Origin of the sequence: Sphingomonas sp. 2378 (assembly GCF_038084995.1) — a bacterium.
Classification (GTDB): Bacteria; Pseudomonadota; Alphaproteobacteria; order Sphingomonadales; family Sphingomonadaceae; genus Sphingomonas.
On record NZ_JAXCMJ010000002.1, the window covers coordinates 63,873 to 85,721 of the forward strand.

Annotated in this window: 17 protein-coding genes; 9 read left to right on the plus strand and 8 right to left on the minus strand. The window is 67.5% G+C overall.

Features of this window, described 5'->3' with window-relative positions:
* Nucleotides 1–26: 26 nt before the first annotated feature.
* The 3 genes from trhO to SM191_RS01430 form a co-directional block, all read right to left on the minus strand.
* A complete protein-coding gene (trhO, locus tag SM191_RS01420; protein ID WP_341504789.1) occupies nt 27–980 on the minus strand; it encodes an oxygen-dependent tRNA uridine(34) hydroxylase TrhO in 954 nt (317 codons plus the stop codon).
* A 104-nt stretch (nt 981–1,084) separates the two neighbouring features.
* Complete coding sequence (locus SM191_RS01425; protein WP_341504645.1) at nt 1,085–1,585, minus strand: hypothetical protein; 501 nt, start codon at nt 1,583–1,585, stop codon at nt 1,085–1,087.
* 264 nt (nt 1,586–1,849) lie between these two features.
* Nucleotides 1,850–3,085, minus strand: coding sequence for an N-acetylmuramoyl-L-alanine amidase (locus SM191_RS01430; protein WP_341504646.1), 1,236 nt, complete (start codon nt 3,083–3,085; stop codon nt 1,850–1,852).
* A gap of 487 nt (nt 3,086–3,572) precedes the next feature.
* Between SM191_RS01430 and SM191_RS01435 the strand changes: the two genes are divergently transcribed.
* The 5 genes from SM191_RS01435 (at nt 3,573) to SM191_RS01455 (ending at nt 10,486) form a co-directional block, all read left to right on the plus strand.
* Nucleotides 3,573–6,224, plus strand: a complete 2,652-nt coding sequence (locus SM191_RS01435; RefSeq protein WP_341504647.1) for an Rne/Rng family ribonuclease — start codon at nt 3,573–3,575, stop codon at nt 6,222–6,224.
* A gap of 484 nt (nt 6,225–6,708) precedes the next feature.
* Nucleotides 6,709–8,058 carry a M48 family metalloprotease gene (locus SM191_RS01440; protein WP_341504648.1) on the plus strand — a complete coding sequence of 450 codons (1,350 nt, stop codon included), beginning with the start codon at nt 6,709–6,711 and terminating at the stop codon, nt 8,056–8,058.
* A complete protein-coding gene (locus SM191_RS01445) occupies nt 8,055–8,762 on the plus strand; it encodes a DsbA family protein (RefSeq protein WP_341504649.1) in 708 nt (235 codons plus the stop codon). Before SM191_RS01440 ends, SM191_RS01445 begins: the two co-directional genes overlap by 4 nt.
* Nucleotides 8,763–8,795: 33 nt before the next feature.
* A complete protein-coding gene (locus SM191_RS01450; protein WP_341504650.1) occupies nt 8,796–9,728 on the plus strand; it encodes an ABC transporter ATP-binding protein in 933 nt (310 codons plus the stop codon).
* On the plus strand, nt 9,725–10,486 hold the full coding sequence (locus tag SM191_RS01455) for an ABC transporter permease (RefSeq protein WP_341504651.1): 762 nt from the start codon (nt 9,725–9,727) through the stop codon (nt 10,484–10,486). The genes SM191_RS01450 and SM191_RS01455 overlap by 4 nt, the downstream gene beginning before the upstream one ends.
* A 117-nt stretch (nt 10,487–10,603) precedes the next feature.
* Here the strand turns inward: SM191_RS01455 and SM191_RS01460 are convergent, their stop codons facing one another.
* Together SM191_RS01460 and glpX are read right to left on the minus strand one after the other, a co-directional pair.
* Entirely contained in the window at nt 10,604–11,335 is a 732-nt protein-coding gene (locus SM191_RS01460) for a CPBP family intramembrane glutamic endopeptidase (protein ID WP_341504652.1), read from the minus strand.
* A 106-nt stretch (nt 11,336–11,441) separates the two neighbouring features.
* Nucleotides 11,442–12,416: a class II fructose-bisphosphatase gene (gene glpX, locus SM191_RS01465; RefSeq protein WP_341504653.1), complete on the minus strand. Its 975-nt coding sequence runs from the start codon at nt 12,414–12,416 to the stop codon at nt 11,442–11,444.
* 153 nt (nt 12,417–12,569) lie between these two features.
* Here glpX and SM191_RS01470 point away from each other — a divergent pair, with 153 nt between their 5' ends.
* Nucleotides 12,570–13,325 carry an ABC transporter ATP-binding protein gene (locus tag SM191_RS01470; protein WP_341504654.1) on the plus strand — a complete coding sequence of 252 codons (756 nt, stop codon included), beginning with the start codon at nt 12,570–12,572 and terminating at the stop codon, nt 13,323–13,325.
* Entirely contained in the window at nt 13,322–14,863 is a 1,542-nt protein-coding gene (locus SM191_RS01475) for a glycine betaine ABC transporter substrate-binding protein (protein WP_341504655.1), read from the plus strand. Before SM191_RS01470 ends, SM191_RS01475 begins: the two co-directional genes overlap by 4 nt.
* 397 nt (nt 14,864–15,260) lie before the next feature.
* Here SM191_RS01475 and dapD read toward each other — a convergent pair whose 3' ends face one another.
* Both dapD and SM191_RS01485 read right to left on the minus strand, forming a co-directional pair.
* The gene (gene dapD / locus SM191_RS01480; RefSeq protein WP_341504656.1) at nt 15,261–16,088 is read right to left on the minus strand and encodes a 2,3,4,5-tetrahydropyridine-2,6-dicarboxylate N-succinyltransferase; all 828 of its coding nucleotides are present in this window, start codon (nt 16,086–16,088) and stop codon (nt 15,261–15,263) included.
* Between the two features lie 2 nt (nt 16,089–16,090).
* The gene (locus tag SM191_RS01485) at nt 16,091–16,753 is read right to left on the minus strand and encodes a pyrimidine 5'-nucleotidase (protein WP_341504657.1); all 663 of its coding nucleotides are present in this window, start codon (nt 16,751–16,753) and stop codon (nt 16,091–16,093) included.
* Between the two features lie 157 nt (nt 16,754–16,910).
* Between SM191_RS01485 and SM191_RS01490 the strand changes: the two genes are divergently transcribed.
* Both SM191_RS01490 and SM191_RS01495 read left to right on the plus strand, forming a co-directional pair.
* Nucleotides 16,911–19,184 carry a S8 family peptidase gene (locus SM191_RS01490; protein WP_341504658.1) on the plus strand — a complete coding sequence of 758 codons (2,274 nt, stop codon included), beginning with the start codon at nt 16,911–16,913 and terminating at the stop codon, nt 19,182–19,184.
* Between the two features lie 49 nt (nt 19,185–19,233).
* Nucleotides 19,234–20,235 carry an LLM class flavin-dependent oxidoreductase gene (locus tag SM191_RS01495; protein ID WP_341504659.1) on the plus strand — a complete coding sequence of 334 codons (1,002 nt, stop codon included), beginning with the start codon at nt 19,234–19,236 and terminating at the stop codon, nt 20,233–20,235.
* 246 nt (nt 20,236–20,481) lie between these two features.
* Here SM191_RS01495 and SM191_RS01500 read toward each other — a convergent pair whose 3' ends face one another.
* Entirely contained in the window at nt 20,482–21,792 is a 1,311-nt protein-coding gene (locus SM191_RS01500; RefSeq protein WP_267433838.1) for a sensor histidine kinase, read from the minus strand.
* Nucleotides 21,793–21,849: the final 57 nt, after the last annotated feature.

Here is a 21,849-nt window from a genome sequence, read left to right on the forward strand (position 1 = left end):
CGGCCACGCTTGCCACCCGCTTGCCGTCAGGGGCGGAGCGGTTCGTCGCCCGGCGCGCCCGGCGGGTCATAACGCGCGCCGACATGCGCGACCCCGCGCGCCGCCGCCAGCGCCTCCTGCCGGTGCCGCTCGGCATAGGCGGCCAGCCGCTCCGCATCGCGTGTGCCGTGGCAGGCGGGGCAACTCACCCCCTCGACATAGAGCGGCGAGGCCATGTCCTCGGGCCCGACCGGCATCCGGCAGCCATGGCACAGCCCGTGACTGCCCTGCGCCAGCCCATGCCCGACCGCGACGCGCGCATCGAAGACGAAGCACTCGCCCTGCCAGCGGCTCTCCGCCTCGGGCATCGTCTCCAGATATTTCAATATGCCGCCGTCGAGGTGGAAGACATCCTCCACCCCCTCGGCCTTCAGGAACGCGGTCGCCTTTTCGCAGCGTATGCCGCCGGTGCAGAACATCGCGACCTTCGACTTGGCCGCCATCAGTTCGTCGCGGTTCTCGCGGAACCAGGCGGGGAAGTCGCGGAAACTCTTCGTCCCCGGATCGACCGCACCGTCGAACGTGCCGATCGCCACCTCATAATCGTTGCGCGTGTCGATCAACAGCGTATCCGGGTCGGCGATCAGAGCGTTCCATTCCTCGCCCGAGACATAGGTGCCGACCTCGCGGGTCGGATCGATGCCCTCCACGCCCATCGACACGATCTCGCGCTTCACCCGCACCTTCATCCGGTGGAACGGCATCGCCTCGGCGGTCGAGTCCTTATAGTCGAGATCGGCGCAACCGGGCAGCGTGCGAATATGGTCCAGTACCGCCTCGATCCCGTCATGGCTCCCCGCGATCGTCCCGTTGATCCCCTCGCCCGCGAGAAGGAGCGTCCCACGAATGCCGTTCGCCTCGGCGACGGTGAGAAGCGGTTCGCGGAGCGCGACCGGGTCGGGGAAAGGCGCGAAACGGTAAAGGGCACAGACGCGGATCATCGACATGCCTTTACGCCGATCGGGCGAAGGGGACCAGATGCGTTGCCCTTCCGGCACTCCATGATACTGGGCCGGTCCCAAGAGGATGGTAAAGCAGGAAATGGTCAGATTGTCGCTGCCGTTCGCCCCTTTGCCACCCAGTCGCGTCGAACTGCGATACCGGACGCAAGCCAGAGCGCACCAGCAGCCATAAACCCGGCCACCTCACCGCCTGTAGGGGCTCCCACGAAGAAGCCCATAATCGCTGCAACAACCAGCGCCGTCCCAAGAACATAGAACGGGCGAAAGCCAGCAGCGAAAGCGATTGGCAGACAATGCAGGCCGACGACTAGCGCCATCGATGGCAACAGAAGATCAGGCCGATCTAGGTTCATGACGATGTTGGCGGCAAGGAAAAGGCCGACGCCTTCGCCGATGCTACTCCACATGATGGCTCGTTCTTCCTTTGGCGACGGCTTGATGCCCTCGCCGGGGGTACGGATCACATAGCTTGCGGCGAAACCGATCAGGATGAACACCAAGAAGGGCAGCGCCAGAGCGACCCCGGACAAGTGCCACTGCCAATATAGCGTCAACGAAGCGAAAACCGCTCCGAAGAAGCTCATAATCAACGCGCCCCATGCCCCCACAGACGGCCCCCTTCTCTCTAATAGTCGGCTCACAGTACGTCTGCCGTTTGGAATGGTCGAGAGAGATTAGATCAGGCGCTACACCGCCGCTTGTTCCGGATTGGAAAGGTTCAGTGGAAGGATTGAACTTTGCAGGTCACTCCGCAAGCCGATCGCAGCGCGACTTTCCCGAAATCCGTTCCCGATTGCACCTTCTCGCCCCCCAATGGAGACGCAGAAACGGGAGAGGTCGCCCCCACCCTACCGCGCCGCCATCCGCCGCGCGAAGTGCACCTCCACCGCCTGCAACACCGCCTTGGCGATCCGGTCCTGTCCGTCCTTGCTGTCGAGGAACGCCGCGTCCTGCATGTTGGAGATATAGCCCGTCTCGAACAGGATCGACGGCATGTCTGGGGCCTTCAGCACCATGAGCGAGGCCATGCGGTGGAAGGTCGGCTTGACCGGGATCAGCGGCTGCGCCTCGCGGCCCAGCAGGCGGGCGAAGCTCGCCGAGGCGTTCATCGTCTCGCGCTGGGTCAGGTCGATCAGGATCGAGGACACGTCGCTGTTGCCGCCCAGATCGACGCCCGCGATCACGTCCGCCTTGTTCTCGCGTGCCGCCAGTCGCGCGGCTTCCTTGTCGGAGGCGACGTCGGACAGGGTATAGGCGGTCGCCCCGCGTGCCTCGCCCGCGCCCGCGCTGTCGCAATGGATCGAGATGAACAGATCGGCATGAAGCCGCCGCGCGATGCCGTAACGCTCGCGGTGGAGAATATAGCGGTCGTCCTCGCGGGTCAGCGCGGCGCGGACCCGCCCGCTGGCGACCAGCGTGTCGCGAATCGCCTTGGCGATGGCGAGCGTCAGGTCCTTTTCGCGCAGGCCGGTCTGCGGGTTGATCGCGCCGGGATCGACCCCGCCATGCCCCGCATCGATCACCACCAGCGGGCGATTGTCCGCGCCCCGCACGCGCGGCAGGGGCAGGTTGCGCGACGGGCTCGGCACCGGGACGGTCAGGGTGTAGGCGGGCTTGCGCTGGAAATGGAACGGGAAGAAGTCGAGCCCGCCCGCGAAACTCGCCTGGGTGAAGCCCTTGTTCAGCGGCTTGAGCGTCAGCGACAATTGCCGTCCGTCATCGTCGAACCCGCCGTCGAAGATCACCGCATCCTGCGCCAGTTCGAAGGTCAGGCGGGTGATGCCGGGTGCGATTCGGCGCTGGCTCAGGCTGCGCACCGCGCCGTCGCGGATCGTCGCCGCGCCGGGCGTCGCGCCAGTCACGTCGATCGCCACGCGACGCTGCTCGCCCAGCATGACACTGCGCGCGCGCTTCACCGGCGAATCGAATCGGATGATCACCTGCGCGCCGCGCACGATGATCTTCTGAACCGTGGCGGCCCAGGCGCCGCCAGGCGCGAGGAGCCCGAACAGAAAAGCGAACAGCATCAACACGACCCGGCGTACATGCCGCGCCCGCCTGCCGCTGGTCCAGCGAAAAGCCATCACCTCAAACCCTTTTTGGCGATCCGGGGATCGACATGGCGGGTCTAGGCGACGGCCCCTGTCGAGGGCCTTTCAACTATTGGTTAACCGGCAATTCGGCATTTTTTTGCCGCCAAAATCGGCAGATTTCCGCCTGTTGCGCAAACGTTCCGATGATGCTAGCTATCCGGCGGACCCCGGCCTCGATCACCTCTCCCAAACGATCGGGACGGGGCCATCTCCCAAAGGCTCGGGACGGCGAGAGTTTTTCGCGCCCGGACCAACCAGGTTGACGCTCGCATGACGCATATGATCCACCCCGCAGACCGACCGGCCTTTGCCGGTGGGATCGCGGTGTCGTGGGTCCGCACCGGCCCCGTTGCCGGTGCTGCGGCTGTGGCCGACACGACATCCGTTCTTTCCAGCGGACCGGCGCCCCGCGCCGCCGCCCCTATTTACCGCGCGCGACGGCTGCCACAGGGCCCGACGCGCGCGTGGAGACTTCATAATGACCACGCGTATGCTGATCGACGCACGCCACCGGGAAGAAACCCGCGTGGCCGTCGTCAAGGGTAACCGGATCGAGGAATTCGACTTCGAATCGGCCGAGCGCAAGCAGCTCAAGGGCAATATCTACCTCGCCAAGGTGACCCGGGTCGAACCGTCGTTGCAGGCGGCGTTCGTCGATTACGGCGGCAACCGTCACGGCTTCCTGGCCTTTTCGGAAATCCACCCCGACTATTACCAGATCCCCAAGGAGGATCGCGAGGCCCTGCTCCGCGAAGAGGCCGAGCATGCCGCCGAAGAGGCCGCGCTGCGCGCCGAACTCGACGCCGAGGATGACGAGGATCATGACGGCGAAGGCTATGACGATCATGCCGACGATCATCATGACGACGAGGATGGTGACGCCGCCCCGCGCCCGAAGAAGTCGACCGTCAACGACGACCAGGTCGAGGCTCTGCGCCAGCGTCGCCAGAATCTGCGCCGTCGCTACAAGATCCAGGACGTCATCCATCGCCGCCAGGTGCTGCTGGTCCAGATCGTCAAGGAAGAGCGCGGCAACAAGGGCGCGGCGCTGACCACGTACCTGTCGCTGGCCGGCCGTTACTGCGTACTGATGCCCAACACGTCGCATGGCGGCGGGATCAGCCGGAAGATTTCCAACGCCGCCGATCGCAAGCGGTTGAAGTCGATCATGGCGGACATGGCCTTGCCCTCGACCATGGGCTGCATCGTCCGCACGGCGGGCCTTCAGCGCACCAAGACCGAGATCAAGCGCGACTTCGACTATCTGGCGCGCCTGTGGGACGGGATTCGCGAAAAGACGCTGCATTCGTCGGCGCCCGCGCTGATCTATGGCGACAGCGATCTGATCAAGCGCGCGATCCGCGACATCTATAATCGCGAGATCGAGGAAGTGATCGTCGAGGGCGAGGAAGGCTATCGCCAGGCGAAGGACTTCATGCGGCTGCTCATGCCCGCCCATGCCCGCCGGGTGAAGCAATATGCCGATGCGGTCCCGCTATTCCAGCGCGCGCATGTCGAGGACCAGCTTGCCGCGATGTACAATCCGGTCGTGCAGTTGAAGTCGGGCGGCTATCTGGTCATCAACCCGACCGAGGCTCTGGTGTCGATCGACATCAACTCAGGGAGGTCGACCCGCGAGCATAATATCGAGCAGACGGCGACCGCGACCAATCTGGAAGCCGCGCAGGAAATCGCGCGCCAGTTGCGTCTGCGCGACATGGCGGGTCTGGTCGTCATCGACTTCATCGACATGGACAACAACTCCAATGTCCGGAAGGTCGAGAAGGCAATGAAGGAGGCGCTGAAGAACGATCGCGCCCGCATCCAGGTCGGCCGTATCTCGTCCTTCGGGCTGATGGAAATGAGCCGCCAGCGGCTGCGCACCGGCGTGCTGGAGGCGAGCACCCGCCCCTGCCCGCATTGCGAGGGCACCGGCCTGGTCCGCACCGCCTCGTCGGCGGGCCTGTCGGCGCTGCGCCTGATCGAGGACGAGGCCGCGCGCGGTCGCGGCTCGATCCTGACGCTGCGCGCCAGCCAGGAAGCGGCCATCTATGTCCTCAACCGCAAGCGCGCCGATATCGCCGAGATCGAGGATCGCTATGGCGTGACGGTCGAAATCCTCCCGGACCGCGAGGAAGAGGGGGCGCGCATGACGGTCGAGGCCTCGGGCCCGCCGCCTGCCTATGCGCCCAAGATCGACACGCTCCTGCCCGTCGAGGAGGATGAGGACGATCTGATCGACGAGGTCGAGGAGGAAGAAGAGGAAGAGGTCGAGGAGGAATCGACCGAAGCCGCCGCGCCTCGCGAGCCGCGTGAAGAGAGCGAAGGCGGTGGCCGCAAGCGCCGTCGCCGTCGTCGTGGTCGTCGCAACCGTGGCGGGGCCGAGGACGCCGTGCATGGCGAAGAGGCCGAAAGCGCCGACGACGCCGAGCTCGACGAGACGGACGAAGGCGAGGAAGACGCCGTCGAGCCGGTCGAGGCGAACGAAGCCGAAACCGAGTCGGGCGAACCCCGCGAAGGTGGCCGCCGTCGCCGTGGCCGTCGCGGTCGTCGTGGCGGTCGCCGCCAGGACGGTGGCGCGGTGGAAGCCGGTGAGGCTTCGACCGAGGTGGATGGCGACGATGACGCCGTCGAAGCCCCGCTGTCCATCGAGGAGCCGATCGAGGCGGGCGATGCCGCGCCGGTGACGACGCCGCTGGTCGTGGCCGAGGTCGAGGCGAGCGAGGCTCCCAAGACCCGCCGCCGCCCGCGCGCTCGCAAGGCCGCACCGGTGGTGACCGAGACGGTCGAGACGCCGGTGGAAGCGCCCGTCGAAACGCCGGTGGCCGAGGACGCTGCGCCGGAAGCCCCTGCCAAGCCCAAGCGCGTGCGCAAGAAGGCCGCTCCCAAGGCAGCCGCCGAGCCGGTCGCCGAAGAAGCCGCACCCGTGGTCGAAGCCGAAGCGGAAGCCCCGGCCAAGCCCAAGCGCGTCCGCAAGAAGCCCGCGCCCAAGGCGGCCGCCGAGCCGGTGACCGAGGAAGCGCCCACGGTCGAGGCGGAACCCGCTCCGGCGGCCGAACCGGCGGAGGCAGAAGGCTCCACCAGCGAAGCCCCGCGCCGCGGCTGGTGGCAGCGCACCTTCGGCGCCTGATCGCTTCCCTGATCGACGCGAAACGCCCTCCTTCCCCAGCGGAAGGAGGGCGTTTTTCGTTAGGCCGGATCGACATTGAGATATGCCCTTTTTTCCCCTCGCCCCTCTTCGAGGGGAGAGGATTGCGCAGACTTGGTCTTTGCGAAAGCAAAGGCTTAGTCGGAGCTGGGTGAGGGGTGAGCGCTCTAAGAGCGCGCGAGCCTTTGGCTCGCTCGACCCCTCACCCAAGCTGCGCTAGCCAGCAGGCTGGCAAGCTCCGCTAACCCTCTCCCGTTTCCAGGGGCGAGGGAAGAAGAAATGGCAGGAATGTCGATTAGCTCTGGGATGGGCGGCGGTACTTTCCTTTGTTGAAGGAAAGTCCCGCCTTCGCCCCGCCACCCTTTCGTTCGCCGCGCGTTAAGCCAGCCAATGGCAAGGCCGGTCCATCGCATCCCAGGCTGCAAAGCCGGTTGTGTCCCGAAGCCGACCCGGCGATAGAGGAAGCATGAAGCGACTGATCGCCGCCTTCGCCGCCACGATCCTGCTCTGGGCGCAACCCGCCGCCGCGCAGTCGATCCTTCGCGATGCCGAGACCGAATCACTGTTCGCCGACATGTCCGCGCCGATGATAAAGGCCGCCGGCCTTTCTCCGCGCGATGTGAAGATCGTCCTGATCAACGACGATTCGATCAACGCCTTCGTGGCGGGCGGGCAGATCGTCTATGTCCATTCGGGGCTGCTTCAGGCGGCGGACAATGTGAACGAGGTGCAGGGCGTCGTCGCGCACGAGCTGGGCCATATCGCCGACGGCCATGTGATCCTGAGCGAACAGGCGATGAAGCCTGCGATGAAGATGCAGCTTCTGTCGATGGTGCTGGGCTTGGCCGCGGTCGCGATGGGCGGCGGCGCGGCAGGCATGGGCGTCATGGCGGCGGGGCAGCAGGCCGCGATGGGCCAGGTGCTGGCGTTCAGCCGCAACCAGGAATCGGCGGCGGACGCGGCGGGTGCGCGCTACCTCACCACATCGGGCGTGACCGGCAAGGGGATGCTCAGCTTCTTCAAGAAGTTGCAGAACCAGCAATATCGCTATGGTTACGTCAACATCGATCCCTTCGCGCAGACCCACCCTCTGTCGTCCACCCGTATCCAGGCGCTGACCGACGATCTGAAGGCCTCGCCCGCCTGGAACACGCCGGTCGATCCCAAATTGCAGGAACGCTTCCTGCGGGTGAAGGCCAAGCTGTTCGGCTATATCTCACCGCCCGAGACGACGCTCCAGAAATTCCCCGACACCGACCAGTCGGTCTATGCACATTATGCCCGCGCCTATGCCTATCATAAGGCCGCCTATCCCGACAAAGCCGAGGCGGAAGCCGATGCGCTGATCGCCAAGGATCCCCAAGACCCCTATTTCCAGGAAATCCAGGGGCAGATCCTGCTGGAATCGGGCAAGCCGCAAGAGGCCCTGGCCCCCTTGCGCGCCGCGACCATGGGGTCGGGCCAGAACGCGCTGATCGCCACCACCTTCGGCCATGCGCTGATCGCCACCGAGGACAAGCGCAACCTGCCCGAGGCGGTGAAGGTGCTGAAGGTCGCGGTCCAGCGCGACGAGGACAATCCCTTTGCCTGGGTCCAACTCGGCACCGCCTATGAGCAACTGGGCGACACCCCGCGCGCTGCGCTCGCCACCGCCGAGCGGGCGAGCATGATGGGCGACACCCGCACCGCCATCCAGAGCGCGCGCTATGCGCTCGCCAATCTCACCCCCAACACGTCCGAATGGATTCGGGCCCAGGATATCGCCATGACCTCTGCCGACGCCGCCGCCAGCACCAAGAAGAAGCGTCGCCGATGAGCGTGAAGACTTTGGCCGCCGTCGCGGTCCTGGGCGGCCTGGTCGGCGGCGGCACCGCACTGGCGCTCGCGCCGCTGATCGCGCCTGGCGGCGCATCGGGCGACAGCGTCCGCGCCTATCTGCTCGACCATCCCGAAGTGATCCCGGAGGCGATGCAGCGGCTTCAGGATCGCGAGCAAGGCAAGGCGGTGGCGGCGATCGGCGGTGACCTGACCAAGCCGTTCGGCAATGCCTATACCGGCAATCCGAAGGGCGATGTCACGCTGGTCGAATTTTACGACTATAATTGCGGCTATTGCCGGGCCAGCCTGCCTTTGCTCAAGCAACTGACCCAGGCCGACCCGAAGCTGCGTATCGTCTATCGCGAGTTGCCGATCCTCGCCCCGTCGAGCAAGGCGGCGGCGCGGATGAGCCTGCTCGCCGCATCGCAGGGCAAGTTCGCCGCCTTCCACGATGCCCTTTATGCGGGCGGGCCGGTCAGTGACGCGACCATCGCCGCCGCCGCCGCGAAGGCCGGGGTCGATGCGAGCCGGATGGCGGCGTTCCAGCCCCAGGCGGATGCCGAGATCGCGCGCAATCTGGAAGCCGCGGGGCGGCTGGGCCTGACCGGCACGCCGAGTTGGATCGTCGGCAATCGCATATTGTCGGGCGCGCTGCCGGTCGAAGAGTTGCAAAAGGCCATCGCCGCTGCACGAAACACTTGATAAGGCGGCGGTCTTCCAACGGGGAACTGCCGCATGACCGACCCGATCCTGTCCGTCGAGGGCGTGACCAAGACCTATAAGAGCGGCGTCACCGCGCTCCAGCCGGTCGACCTGACCATCCGGCGCGGCGAGATCTTCGCGCTGCTCGGCCCCAATGGGGCGGGCAAGACGACGCTCATCTCGATCGTCTGCGGGATCGTGACCCCGTCGGCGGGCGCGATCCGGGTCGATGGCCACGACGCTCTGCGCGACTATAAGGGCGCGCGGCGAAAGATCGGGCTGGTGCCGCAGGAACTCTCGGTCGACATGTTCGAGCGGGTCATCGACACCGTGAATTTCAGCCGGGGCCTGTTCGGCCGCGCGCCCAACCCCGCCTATGTCGAGCAGGTGCTGCGCGACCTGTCGTTATGGGACAAGCGCCATGCCAAGCTGATGGAATTGTCCGGCGGCATGAAGCGCCGGGTGCTGGTCGCCAAGGCGCTGTCCCACGAACCCGATTTGCTCTTCCTCGACGAACCGACGGCGGGCGTCGATGTCGAATTGCGCCGCGACATGTGGAAGCTGGTCCACCGCTTGCGGGAGCGCGGCGTCACCATCATCCTGACCACCCATTATATCGAGGAGGCCGAGGAAATGGCCGACCGGGTGGGCGTGATCGCCAAGGGCCAACTCCTCCTGGTCGAGGAGAAGGCGGAGATGATGAAGAAGCTGGGCAAGCGCGAAATGGTGCTGATCCTCGCCGAACCGATGGCGGTGATCCCGGCGGAACTGGCCGAATGGAACCTGGCGCTGGAGGATGAGGGCAAAAGGCTGCGCTACATCTTCGATGCCCGCGCCGAGCATACCGGTATCCCCTCGCTATTGCGCAAGCTGGGCGAGTTGGGGATCGGGTTCCACGATCTGGAAACCTATAAATCCTCGCTGGAGGATATCTTCGTCGATCTGGTCGAGGGGACGCGCGCATGAACCTGCATGGCATATGGGCGATCTATCGCTTCGAAATGGCGCGCTTCCGGCGGACCGTGTGGACCAGCCTGATGGTGCCGGTCATCACCACGACGCTCTATTTCGTGGTGTTCGGCACCGCGATCGGATCGGCGATGAACCAGGTGTCGGGCGTCCCTTACGGCGCGTTCATCGTGCCGGGCCTGATGCTGCTCTCCATTTTCTCGGAGAGCATCCTGAATGCGAGCCTCGGCATCTACATGCCCAAATTCACCGGGACCATGTACGAGATCCTGTCCGCGCCCTTGTCGCCGATCGAGACGGTACTCGGCTATGTCGGTGCGGCGGCGAGCAAGTCGATGGTGATCGGGCTGGTGATCCTGGCCACCGCCTATCTGTTCGTGGACCTCAGCATCCTGCACCCGGTCGCGATGCTCTTCTACCTGCTGCTGGTGGCGGCGACCTTCTCGCTGTTCGGCTTCGCCATCGGCATCTGGGCGCGCGGTTTCGAGCAGTTGCAGGTCATCCCGCTCCTGATCGTCACGCCGCTGACCTTTCTGGGCGGGGCGTTCTATTCGGTCAAAATCCTGCCCGAGCCGTGGCGGACGGTGACGCTGTTCAACCCGGTCGTGTATCTGATCAACGGCTTCCGCTGGACCTTTTTCGGGACATCGGACGTGGCTCCGGGGGTCAGCCTGGGGGTGACGGGGTTGTTCCTGCTGATGTGTCTGGCGTGGATCGGATGGATCTTCCGCACCGGGTGGCGGCTGAAGAACTGACGATCCTCCCCGGCACGGGGAGGTGGCAGGGCGAAGCACTGACGGAGGGGGGCTTCCACACGGGACTAGGCCAACGGCGATCCCCCTCCACCAGCCTGCGGCTGGTCCCCCTCCCCGTTAACGGGGAGGACTTTTGCCTAACGTCCCGCTCACCAACGGCGTCACCACCAGTCCGTTCAGGTCCACGAGCGCGTGAACCAGCATCACCACCCACAAGCTTCCGGTCATCAGGTACAGCCCGGTCATCACCGCCCCCAGCGCCGTCGTCGCGATGATCCCCGTCCAGCCCTGATAGCGGTGCATCGCCCCGAACAGCACCAGCGACGCGGCGAAACCGATCCAAACCTGCCCCGTCACGAGCGCGATCAGCAAGGGCAGATAGAGGCGAAAGAACGCCTCCTCGCTCACCCCCGCCATGACGCTGAGCGCCGCGGTATATTTCAACTCGCGCCGGTCGCGCGGCAACAGCGCGGAGACATCGCCCAGCGGCCGCCGCTTGCGCATCCGCGCCAGCACCGCACCCGCCACCAGCCCGCCGACCGCACCGCCGATCAGCATCGGGCGCATCGCATCGCCGTCGAAGATCGGCGGCATCGCCCCCGCCAGCCCCACGAATTCACCGGGCATCACCACCAACGCATCGATCCGTCCGAGCAGCGCCAGCCCGGCCGGCACCGGCACCAAAAAGGCCAGCGCCGCCCGCGCCAGCCACAACCGGAACCGCATCCGCCGCGAATGGCCGTCGTCGAGCGCCTTGAACCGCCGATATTCGCCCAGATCGCCTTTCTGGAACCACCACACCCCCGCCAGTGCCGCGAGCAGGAGGGCGGCGGCTAGAGCCCGGGACATGCGGCCGATCCACGAGCATTCGGCAGATGGCGGGGCCCCACCCCAACCCCTCCCCTGAAGGGGAGGGGCTCGGTCTGAGTCGAAATCACGGCACCATCCCCCGCCGTCACAAGCGGTGCTGCCCCTTTACCCAGCGGACCGTACCCGAAGAGGCGCGCATCACCACGCTTTCGGTCGTCATGATCCTGGCATGGCGCTTCACTCCCGCCAGCAGCGAGCCGTCGGTCACCCCGGTCGCCGCGAAGATGCAGTCGCCGCGCGCCAGTTCGGTCAGGTCATATTGCTTGTCGAGGTCGGTCACGCCCCATTTATAGGCCCGCGACCGCTCCGCGTCGTTGCGGAACAGCAGCCGCCCCTTGAACTGCCCGCCGACGCAACGCAGCGCGGCGCAGGCCAGCACGCCCTCGGGCGCGCCGCCCGATCCCATATAGACGTCGATCGTCGTCTCCGGATCGGTGGTCGCGATCACCCCCGCCACATCGCCGTCGCCGATCAGCACCACGCCGCAACCCAGCGACCGCAGCTCGGCGATCAGCCCCTCATGCCGGGGCCGGTCGAGCACGCACACCGTGACGTCGCCCGGCTTCACGCCCTTGGCCTCGGCGATGGCGCGGATATTGTCGCTGGGGCTGCGGTCGAGGTCGATCACGCCCGCCGGATAGCCGGGGCCGACCGCGATCTTGTCCATATAGACGTCGGGCGCGTTGAGCAGATGCCCCTTCTCCGCGATCGCCAGCACCGCCAGGCTGTTCGGCCCCGCCTTGGCGCAGATGGTCGTGCCCTCCAGCGGGTCGAGCGCGATGTCGATCTCCGGGCCCTGGCCGGTGCCGACCTTTTCGCCGATGAACAACATCGGCGCCTCGTCGCGCTCGCCCTCTCCGATGACCACGGTGCCGTCCATGTCGAGTTCGTTGAGCGCGGCACGCATTGCCTCGACCGCCGCCGCATCCGCCGCCTTCTCGTCCCCGCGCCCGACCAGCGTCGAGGCCGCGATCGCCGCCGCCTCGGTCACCCGCACCATTTCGAGGACGAGGACTCGGTCGAGGACATGGCTGGCGGTCTGCTGATCGATCTGGCTCATAACTCTCCTGACGCGGACTTGTGCGTTGAACATGTTTTACACGCCTTACCGCGCCGCGTGACGCAGGAATAGCCCGAAAGCGCCGACGCTTGCGGCGGAAAGGCCGACTGCGGCGTTTGACCGATTCATGTTGCATCCCCATGATCGCCCAGCATGCCCGACCCTATGATCGCGCTGGAGAATCTGTCCCGCCGCTATGGCACGGTCGCGGCGGTCGACGACGTATCGCTGACCATCGCGCGGGGATCGTTCGTCGCGCTGGTCGGCGCATCGGGCTCGGGCAAGTCGACGCTGCTCCGCACGATCAACCGGCTGGAGACGCCCGACAGCGGCCGGGTACGTGTCGAGGGTCGCGACGTAACCGCCGAGCCGCCGCACGAATGGCGTCGCCGGATCGGCTACGTCTTTCAACACCATGGCCTGTTCCCGCATATGACGGTGGCGGCCAATGTCGCGATCGGACTGCGGCTGGCCGGGCGCGCGGTCGGCGACCGGGTGGGGGAGGTGCTCGATCTGGTCGAACTGCCCCGCGATCTGGCCGATCGGATGCCCGACGCACTGTCCGGCGGCCAGCGCCAGCGGGTCGCCATCGCCCGCGCACTGGCGACCGAGCCGCCGATCCTGCTGCTCGACGAAGCGCTGGGCGCGCTCGATCCGGTGACGCGCGACGCGGTGGCGGGGCGGCTGGTGGCGCTTCACCAGCGATTGAAGCTGACGACCTTGCTGGTCACCCATGACATGGCGGAGGCATTGCTGACCGCCGACCGGGTGCTGGTGATGGAGCAGGGGCGGATCGTCACCGATACCAGCCCGGCGCAACTGGTCGCGGGGGAAGGCGGCGAGGCCGCGCAGGCGCTGATGGCGGTTCCCCGGCATCAGGCCGAACGGCTGGCGGCGCTGGCCCGATGAACGCCTTTTCCGACGCCCTCTCCCGCGTGCCGCCGCTGCTCGCCCAGCATGTGCTGGTCAGCATGGCGGCGCTGCTGCTGGGGATCCTGATCGCGGTGCCGCTGGCCTTCGCCTGCGCGCGGCGGCCCGGCCTGTCACGAATCGCGCTGGGGCTGGCAAGCCTGGTTCAGACCATTCCCGCGCTGGCGCTGCTCGCGCTCTTCTATCCGGTGCTGCTCAGCCTGTCGGGACTGGTCGGCGGGGGGATGCCGACGCTGGGCTTCCTGCCTTCGCTGCTGGCGCTGACCCTCTATGCGCTGCTGCCGATCCTGCGGAACGGGGTGACGGGGCTGCTCGGCCTGGACCCGGCGGTGTTGCAGGCGGCCGACGCGGTAGGGATGACGCGCGGGCAGAAGCTGCGGCTGGTCGAGGCTCCCCTGGTCGCCCCCATGCTGGCGGCGGGCATCCGTACCGCCGCCGTCTGGACGATCGGAGCCGCCACGCTGTCGACCACGGTGGGGCAACCGTCATTGGGGGATCTGATCTTCGCCGGGCTCCAGACCCAGGCCTGGGCGCTGGTGCTGGCCGGATGCATCGCGGCGGCCGCCCTGGCGCTGGCGGTCGATGCGCTGATCGGGCTGATCGAGCGCGGACTGGCGAGGCGGCAGAAAGCCCTGTGGATCGGTGGGCTGGTCGCGCTGGTGCTGGGCTGCGCGCTGGCGACCCAGCCGCTCTGGCCGCGCGGGGGCGAGCCGCGACGCGAGGTGGTGATCGGGGCCAAGAATTTTTCCGAGCAATATATCCTGGCGCGTCTGATCGGCGACCGGCTGACCCACGCGGGTTATGCGGTCAGCTATCGCGACGGTCTCGGCTCGGCGGTGGCGTTCGAGGCGACGGCGGCGGGCCGGGTCGATGTCTATATCGATTATGCGGGCACGCTGTGGACCACCGCGATGCACCGGCATGATTCGCCGCCGCGCGGGGCGATGCTGGACGCGCTGAAGGACTGGGCGGCGACGCGCGACGTGGCGATGCTGGGGCCGCTGGGATTCGAGAATGCCTATGCCTTTGCGATGAAGGCCCCATCGGCGCAGCGGCTGGGCGTACGGTCGCTGGCCGATCTGGCGAGGGTTGCACCGGGGCTGAAGCTGGGCAGCGACCTGGAGTTTCTCGACCGACCCGAATGGGCCGCGGTGCGCGATGCCTATGGCCTGCGGTTCGCGAGCATGACGCCGTATAGCCCGACCTTCATGTACCGCGCGCTGTCGAGCGGGCGGGCGGGGGTGATCTCGGCCTTTTCCTCGGACGGGCGGATCGCGGCGGATCGGCTAACGGTGCTGAGCGATCCGAAACGGGCCATTCCGGGCTATGACGCGGTGCTGCTGGTGGCGAAGGACCGGGCGGGGGATGCGGGGTTCGTGGCGGCGCTTCGCCCGATGCTGAACCGCATTCCCGTAGAGGCGATGCGTGAGGCGAACTACCGGGTCGATCGCGACGATGCGGCGAAGGAAAGCCCGGAGACGGCGGCGCGGTGGCTGGCCAAACGGGTGGGGTTGTAGTTTTGGTTCACGCGAAGCCGCGAAGTCGCGAAGCAGAAGAGATTTTTGTTCGCGCGGAGGCGCGGAGGACGCGGAGGGGTATCGCGTTTGGCAAACGTCCTATTTTTTCCATAGGCCGGGGGGCAGGATTACGGCTGCCGCCGGGTACGACACCTCTGCGTTCTCCGCGCCTCCGCGCGAACCTCATTCTTCTTCGCGACTTCGCGGCTTCGCGTGAACCTTAAGCCCCTCCCATAAACGGGAGGGGTTTGGGGAGGGCAGGGTGTCTCACCGAGCCTATCGCCCGTGGCTTGCCCTCCCCCATCCCAGTTTCAGGTAAACGATGCCCCGCATCGTTTAGGTCATGCCGGGGGCATGACCGACCTGAAACTCGCCTGCGGGAGGGGCGTGCCAAGGATCAATCCCGCAACAGGTCGTTGATGCTGGTCTTCGACCGGGTCTGCGCATCCACGCGCTTGACGATCACCGCGCAATACAGCCCAGGCTTGCCGTCCACCGACGGGGTCGTGCCGGGCACCACCACCGAATAGGGCGGCACATGGCCCCGGAAGACCTCGCCCGTCTCGCGGTCGATGATCTTGGTCGACGCGCCCAGATAGACACCCATGGACAGCACCGCGCCCTCGCCGACGCGCACGCCCTCGGCGACTTCGGCGCGTGCGCCGATGAACGCGCCGTCCTCGATGATGACGGGCCCCGCCTGCAACGGCTCCAGCACGCCGCCGATGCCCGCGCCGCCCGACAGGTGCACATTCCTGCCGATCTGCGCGCAACTGCCCACGGTCGCCCAGGTGTCGACCATCGTGCCTTCACCGACATAGGCACCGATGTTGACGAAGCTGGGCATCAGGATCGCGCCCTTCGCGACATGCGCGCCGCGCCGCACGACCGATCCGGGGACCGCGCGGAACCCGGCGGCGCGGAAGTCGGCCTCCGACCAGCCGCTGAACTTCGACGGCACCTTGTCGAACCAGTGGCCCGCGCCCGGACCATTGTCGATCAGCACATTGTCGTTCAGGCGGAAGGACAGCAGCACCGCCTTTTTCAGCCACTGGTTGACGGTCCAGCCGCCATTCCCGTCGGGCTCGGCCACGCGCGCCTCGCCCCGGTCGAGCAGCGCCAGCGCGCGATCGACGGCGATGCGCGCCTCGCCCTGCGTCGCGAAGTCCAGTTCGGCCCGGTTCTCCCAGGCGGCGTCGATGGTGGCGGCCAGGTCCTGGCTCATGGTCATTCCTCCAATATGCTGGTCAGCCACGGCGTCAGCGCGTGGACGGTGTAATCGATATGCTCGCGGGCGGCCTCGGGTCCCTGCTCAGACCCGTTGTCGACCCACACGGTCGTCATCCCGATCGCCTTGGCGGGGATCAGGTTGCGCGCCATATCCTCGAAGAAGATGGCGCGGGTGGGATCGATGTCGAACGCCGCGCACAGGCCCGCATAGGCCGAGGGCTGCGGCTTGGGGATCAGGCCCATGGCGTGAATGTCATGCACCGCCTCGAACTGCCCGCCCAGCCCCAGCCGGTCGAGCACCTTGAGCGCATAGGGCTTGTCGCCATTGGTGAAGACCAGCTTGCGCCCCGGCAGCCTGGCGATCGCGGCGGCGAGCGGGGCGTCCGCTTCCAGCACGTCCATCTCGATATCGTGGACATAGTCCAGAAAGGCGGCGGGATCGACGTCATGCTCGGCCATCAACCCGGCCAGCGTGGTGCCATGCGCGTGGAAATAGTCCTTCTGCACGCGAAACGCCTCGGCAGGCTCCAGCCCCAGCAGGTCGCCGACAAAGGCGGTCATCCGCCGGTCGATATGCTGGAACAGATTGGCGCTCGCCGGATAGAGCGTATTGTCCAGATCGAAGATCCAAGCGTCGATATGGGCAAGGGCTGGCAGCATCGGCCAGCGTTTAGGCGCGAGGCCGCGGGGTCGCAAGCCGTGGGTGGCGAACGGCCACGATCATTCTGCGATCGACACGCAAACTTCTCCTTCGCGCCTGGCGCAACCCGCTTTATGATAAGAAGAATAAGCCAAAGGCGCGAGGCCGAGGGGGATCATGTCGAGGATCGGTGCGGCGCGCGGCGTGGCGATAGGGGGCATGGCCTGCGCCATGGGGGCGATGCTGTCGGCGTGCGGCGGCGGCGGTGGCGTGCAATCGACCCCGCCGCCGCCGACCGTCACGTCCACACCGGCACCCACCACGACTCCGGCGCCCGCACCAACGCAGAATTACGACACGGCGGGCTATCGCGCGACCAATGGCGCGGTGTCGATGAACGCGCTGGCCGCCTATCAGCGCGGCGCGACCGGCGCGGGCGTGACGCTGGGCGTGATCGATTCGGGGCTGGATACGCGCACCGGACTGTTCGCGGGGCGTGTCGCCGCCGCCTCCACCGATCTGGCGGGGACGCGGGGGACCGGGGACGAGGACGGGCATGGCACCGCCGTCACCTTCACCGCCGCCGGGGGACGCGGCGGCGACCGGGCACAGGGCGTGGCGTTCGACTCCACCATCCTGGTCCTGCGCGCCGATGAACCGGGCAGTTGCGGGACGAGCACCGGCACCGATGGCGGGCTGGGCGGCAAATGCTCCTTCGCCTCCACCTCGATCGCGCGCGGGCTGGACGTCGCACGGACGGCGGGGGCGCGGGTGGTCAACATCTCGCTCGGCTCCAACGAGACGCCGCCCTCGGCCCTGCTCGAGGCGATCGGGCGGGCGACCGCCGCCGGGATGGTGATCGTCATCGCCGCCGGAAATGACGGCGAGTCCGACCCGACCCTGCTGGCACAGATCGCCAACAATGCGGCGGTGGCGCGCGGACAGATCATCATCGCCGGGTCGGTCGGACAGAGCGGCGCCATCTCCTCCTTCAGCAACCGGGCCGGGCAATCGGCGGCGCATTACCTGACCGCGCTGGGCGAGCGGGTGGAAGCCCCGGATGCCACCGGCACGCGGCTGCTCTGGTCGGGCACCTCCTTCGCCGCGCCGCAGATCACCGGGGCGGCGGCGCTGCTGGCGCAGGCCTTTCCCAACCTGACGGGCGCGCAGATCGCCGACCTGCTGCTCCGCACCGCGCGCGAGGCGGGGGGCAGCGGGACCGACACCAACTATGGTCGCGGCACGCTGGACCTGACCGCCGCCTTCCAGCCGGTCGGCGGAATGAGCGTGGCGGGCGGCACCGCCGCCGTGTCGATGAGCGTCAATGCGCGCCTGTCCCCCGCCATGGGCGATGCGCGGGTGCAGGGGCTGAACCTCGTCGCGCTGGACGGTTATGCCCGCGCCTATCGGGTCGATCTGTCCGCCACCGTCGCACAGGCCAGCCCCCGCGCGCTGCTCGCCCCCGCCCTGCTCGGCCGGATCGAGGGGGCGGCGGTCAGCGACGGCGCCCGGTCGATCGCCATGACCAGTGCGATCACGATGCCCGGCGAGGCCCGGTTGCGCGCCATCGTCCCCGCCGACGCGACCGGGCCGGTGCGCCGGATCGTCGCGGGCAGCGTGACTCAGGCGCTCGGCCCGCGCACCATGATCGGGTTCGGCCTCGCCAGCAGCGGCGAGGCGCTGGTTTCCGGCTGGGCGGGGCAGTCGGGTGCGGCCTTTCTGCTGACCGATCCCGGCTTCGGCATCGACCGGGCGCCGCGCGCGTCGGCGGCGCTGCATCATCGGCTGGGCGCATGGGGCATCAGCATAATGGCGGAGAATGGCCGCTTCGCCGCCCCCGCGCCCGCTATCGCCCTGCCCGGTTACGACCAGACGAGTCTCTCGATCGACCGCCCGGTCGGCCCGGTCGCGATGATGCTGGGCATGACCCGGCTGGCGGAGCGCTCGACCGTGCTGGGCGGCTGGTTCGGTGGCGCGCTGGGACAGGCACACGGGGTCAGTTGGTTCGCCGACGCCGCCGCGCGGTGGAGCGATGGTGACAGCTGGACGCTCGCCACCCGCTGGCGCAGCGGCTGGACCCGTGCCGAGGGCGGGCTAGGCGGCGGGATACTCGCCAGCCGGTCCTGGTCGGTCGAGGCGGGCAAGCGGGGACTGTTCGGCGGCGACCGGATCGATCTTCGGCTGTCCCAGCCCTTGCGGGTGATGGCGGGCGGGCTGGACCTGCGGCTGCCGTCGCATTGGGATTATGCCGGGGGGCAGGTCGACGGCTGGACCACCAACCGCCTGTCGCTGGCCCCGACGGGGCGCGAATTGCTGGTCGAGGCGCGGCATGCGGTGCCGCTGGGCGCGGGGCAAGTGTCGACGCATCTCTTCTGGCGACGCGATCCCGGCCATATCGCCGCGCTGCCGCCCGAGCGGGGGATGGCGATGAAGTATGGCTTGACCTTCTGATATGCGGACTTGGCTGGCGGCGAGGGTCCGCCATCCCCATCTTGCCCGAATGACACGTTATTCCTTGCTCGATCTGGTGCCCGTCGTCGAGGGCGGCACCGTGGCGCAGGCGCTGGCCAACGCCGCCGACCTCGCGGCCCATGCGGAGGCGGTCGGCTTCCACCGCTATTGGACCGCCGAGCATCACGGCATGGCGGGCATCGCCTCCGCCGCGACCGCCGTGGTGCTGGCGCATGTCGGCGCGGCGACGCGCAGGATCCGCATCGGCGCGGGTGGCATCATGCTGCCCAACCACGCGCCGCTGACCATCGCCGAGCAGTTCGGGACGCTGGACGCGCTGTTTCCGGGCCGGATCGACCTGGGGCTGGGCCGCGCGCCGGGATCGGATCAGCGCGTCGCCCGTGCGCTGCGCCGGACGCTCGACAGTGATCCCAACGCCTTCCCGCGCGACGTGATGGAGTTGCAAAGCTATTTCGCCGATGACGGCCAGACCGGCATCGTCGCGACGCCGGGCGCAGGCGCGAAGCCCCAGATGTGGATATTGGGGTCGAGCCTGTATGGCGCACAACTCGCCGCCGCGCTGGGCCTGCCCTATGCCTTCGCCTCGCACTTCGCGCCCGATGCGCTCGACGACGCGCTGGCCATCTATCGCCGCGACTTCCGCCCCTCGGCGGTGCTGGACAAGCCCTATGCGATGGCGGGCTTCAACGTCTTCGCCGCCGACACGGACGAAGAGGCGGAATTGCTGGCGAGTTCGCAGCAGCAGGCCTTCGTCGGCTTACGCACCGGCCGCCCCGGCAAGCTGCCCCCGCCCGTCCCCGGCTATCGCGAAAGCCTGGGCGTGCAGGGGGCCGCGATCCTCGGGTCCGTCCTGTCCTGCTCGGCGATCGGCTCGCCCGAGACGGTGGAGCGCCAAGTGGCCGCCTTTGTCGAGCGGACCAAGGTCGATGAGGTGATGGTGGTGAGTGCGATCTTCGACCACGAGGCGCGCAAGCGGTCGATCGGGATCGCGGCGCGGGCGATGGATGCGCTGGAGAGGGTGGTGGCCTGATCTTGGAATTTCGCGCGAAGCCGCGATGACGCGAAGAGAAGAGAAAAAGGATGGTTCGCGCGGAGGCGCGGAGAACGCGGAGGGGACGTGCCGAGCGGCACGCTCAATACTTCCTCACGAGCCGGTGAGGATGAAGGGGTGGCGGTGCCACCGGGCACGTCCCCTCCGCGTTCTCCGCGCCTCCGCGCGAACAAAATTTTCTTCGCGTCATCGCGGCTTCGCGTGAACCCAAAAGCCGGAAAACCCCTACCCCACCGCCGCCGGAAGCCGGAGCCGCACCAGGAGCCCGCCCAAATCCTCGCTCTCCTCCAGCGAGACTGTACCGCCGTAAATCTCCGCCACGTCGCGCACGATGGCGAGGCCCAGGCCCGTGCCCGGCTTGCCGGTGTCGAGCCGCACGCCGCGATCGAAGATGCGCACCCGTTCGCTCTCCGGGATGCCGGTGCCGTCGTCCTCGACCAGGATTTCGACGAACCCGGCCTGCGCGCCGACCGTCACGAAGACGCTGCCGCCGCCATATTTGGCCGCGTTCTCGACCAGATTGCCCAGCATCTCGTCCAGATCCTGCCGCTCGACATGGACCGCCAGGTCCTTGGGGCCGTCGATGTCGATGCGGACATGGCGATAGAGGCGGCCCACCGCGCGCTCGACCGATTCCAGGCTGGGCCAGACCTCCGCCCGGCTGTGCGCCGAGCCACGCCGCCCAACCGCACGGGCACGGGCGAGATGGTGGTCGACCTGCCGCCGCATCGTCCGCGCCTCGCGGATGACGGTTTCCGACAGGTCGTCGGCGCGCGCGGTCGCGGCGTTCATGATGACGGTCAGCGGCGTCTTCAGCGCATGGGCGAGGTTGCCCGCATGGCGCCGCGCTTCCTCGGCCTGTTTCTCGTTATGCTCGATGAGCGCGTTCAACTCCTCGACCATCGGTGCGACTTCGTTGGGCATGGCGTCGGAAATGCGGTTCGCCCGCCCGGCGCGCATCGCCGCAATCTCCTCGCGCACCCTGCGCAAGGGGTAGAGGCCGTAGAATGTCTGCATCGCCGCCATCAGGAGCAGGCCGACGCCGAGCAGCGCGAAGCTGCGGATCAGGATGCGGCGCAGCGCCCCGACCTGGGCGTCCAATTCGGTCGTCCGCTGTGCCACCTGGAAACGCCAGCGGACATCCGATCCGGGCAGCTTGACGTCGCGTTCGACGATGCGCAGCTTTTCTTCCGGAAACTGGGTGCTGGTATAGACGTGGATGTCGTCGTCGTTGCGCGCCGGGCCATAAGCGAGCCGCCGGTCCCAGAGCGACCGCGACGGGAAGGGATCATAGCCCTTGCCGGACACCTGCCAGTAGATACCGGAGCCGGGCTCCAGAAACCCCTGATCGGCGGGCTCCCGGTTGAACCAGACTTCGCCCTGCGAATCGATTCCGGCGGACACCAGCAGCGACTTCAGCACATAGGCCTGGCGGTCATCGAAATTCTGGGTGACCGCCGACACCAGCACCCGGTCGAGCGCGAAGCCGCCGCCCGCCAGCAGGACCATGATCCACCCCGCGGCGATCAGGATCATGCGGCGCGACAGCGACCCCGTGCGCAGGGTCGGGCGCATGGTCTGGCCGTCCTTCAC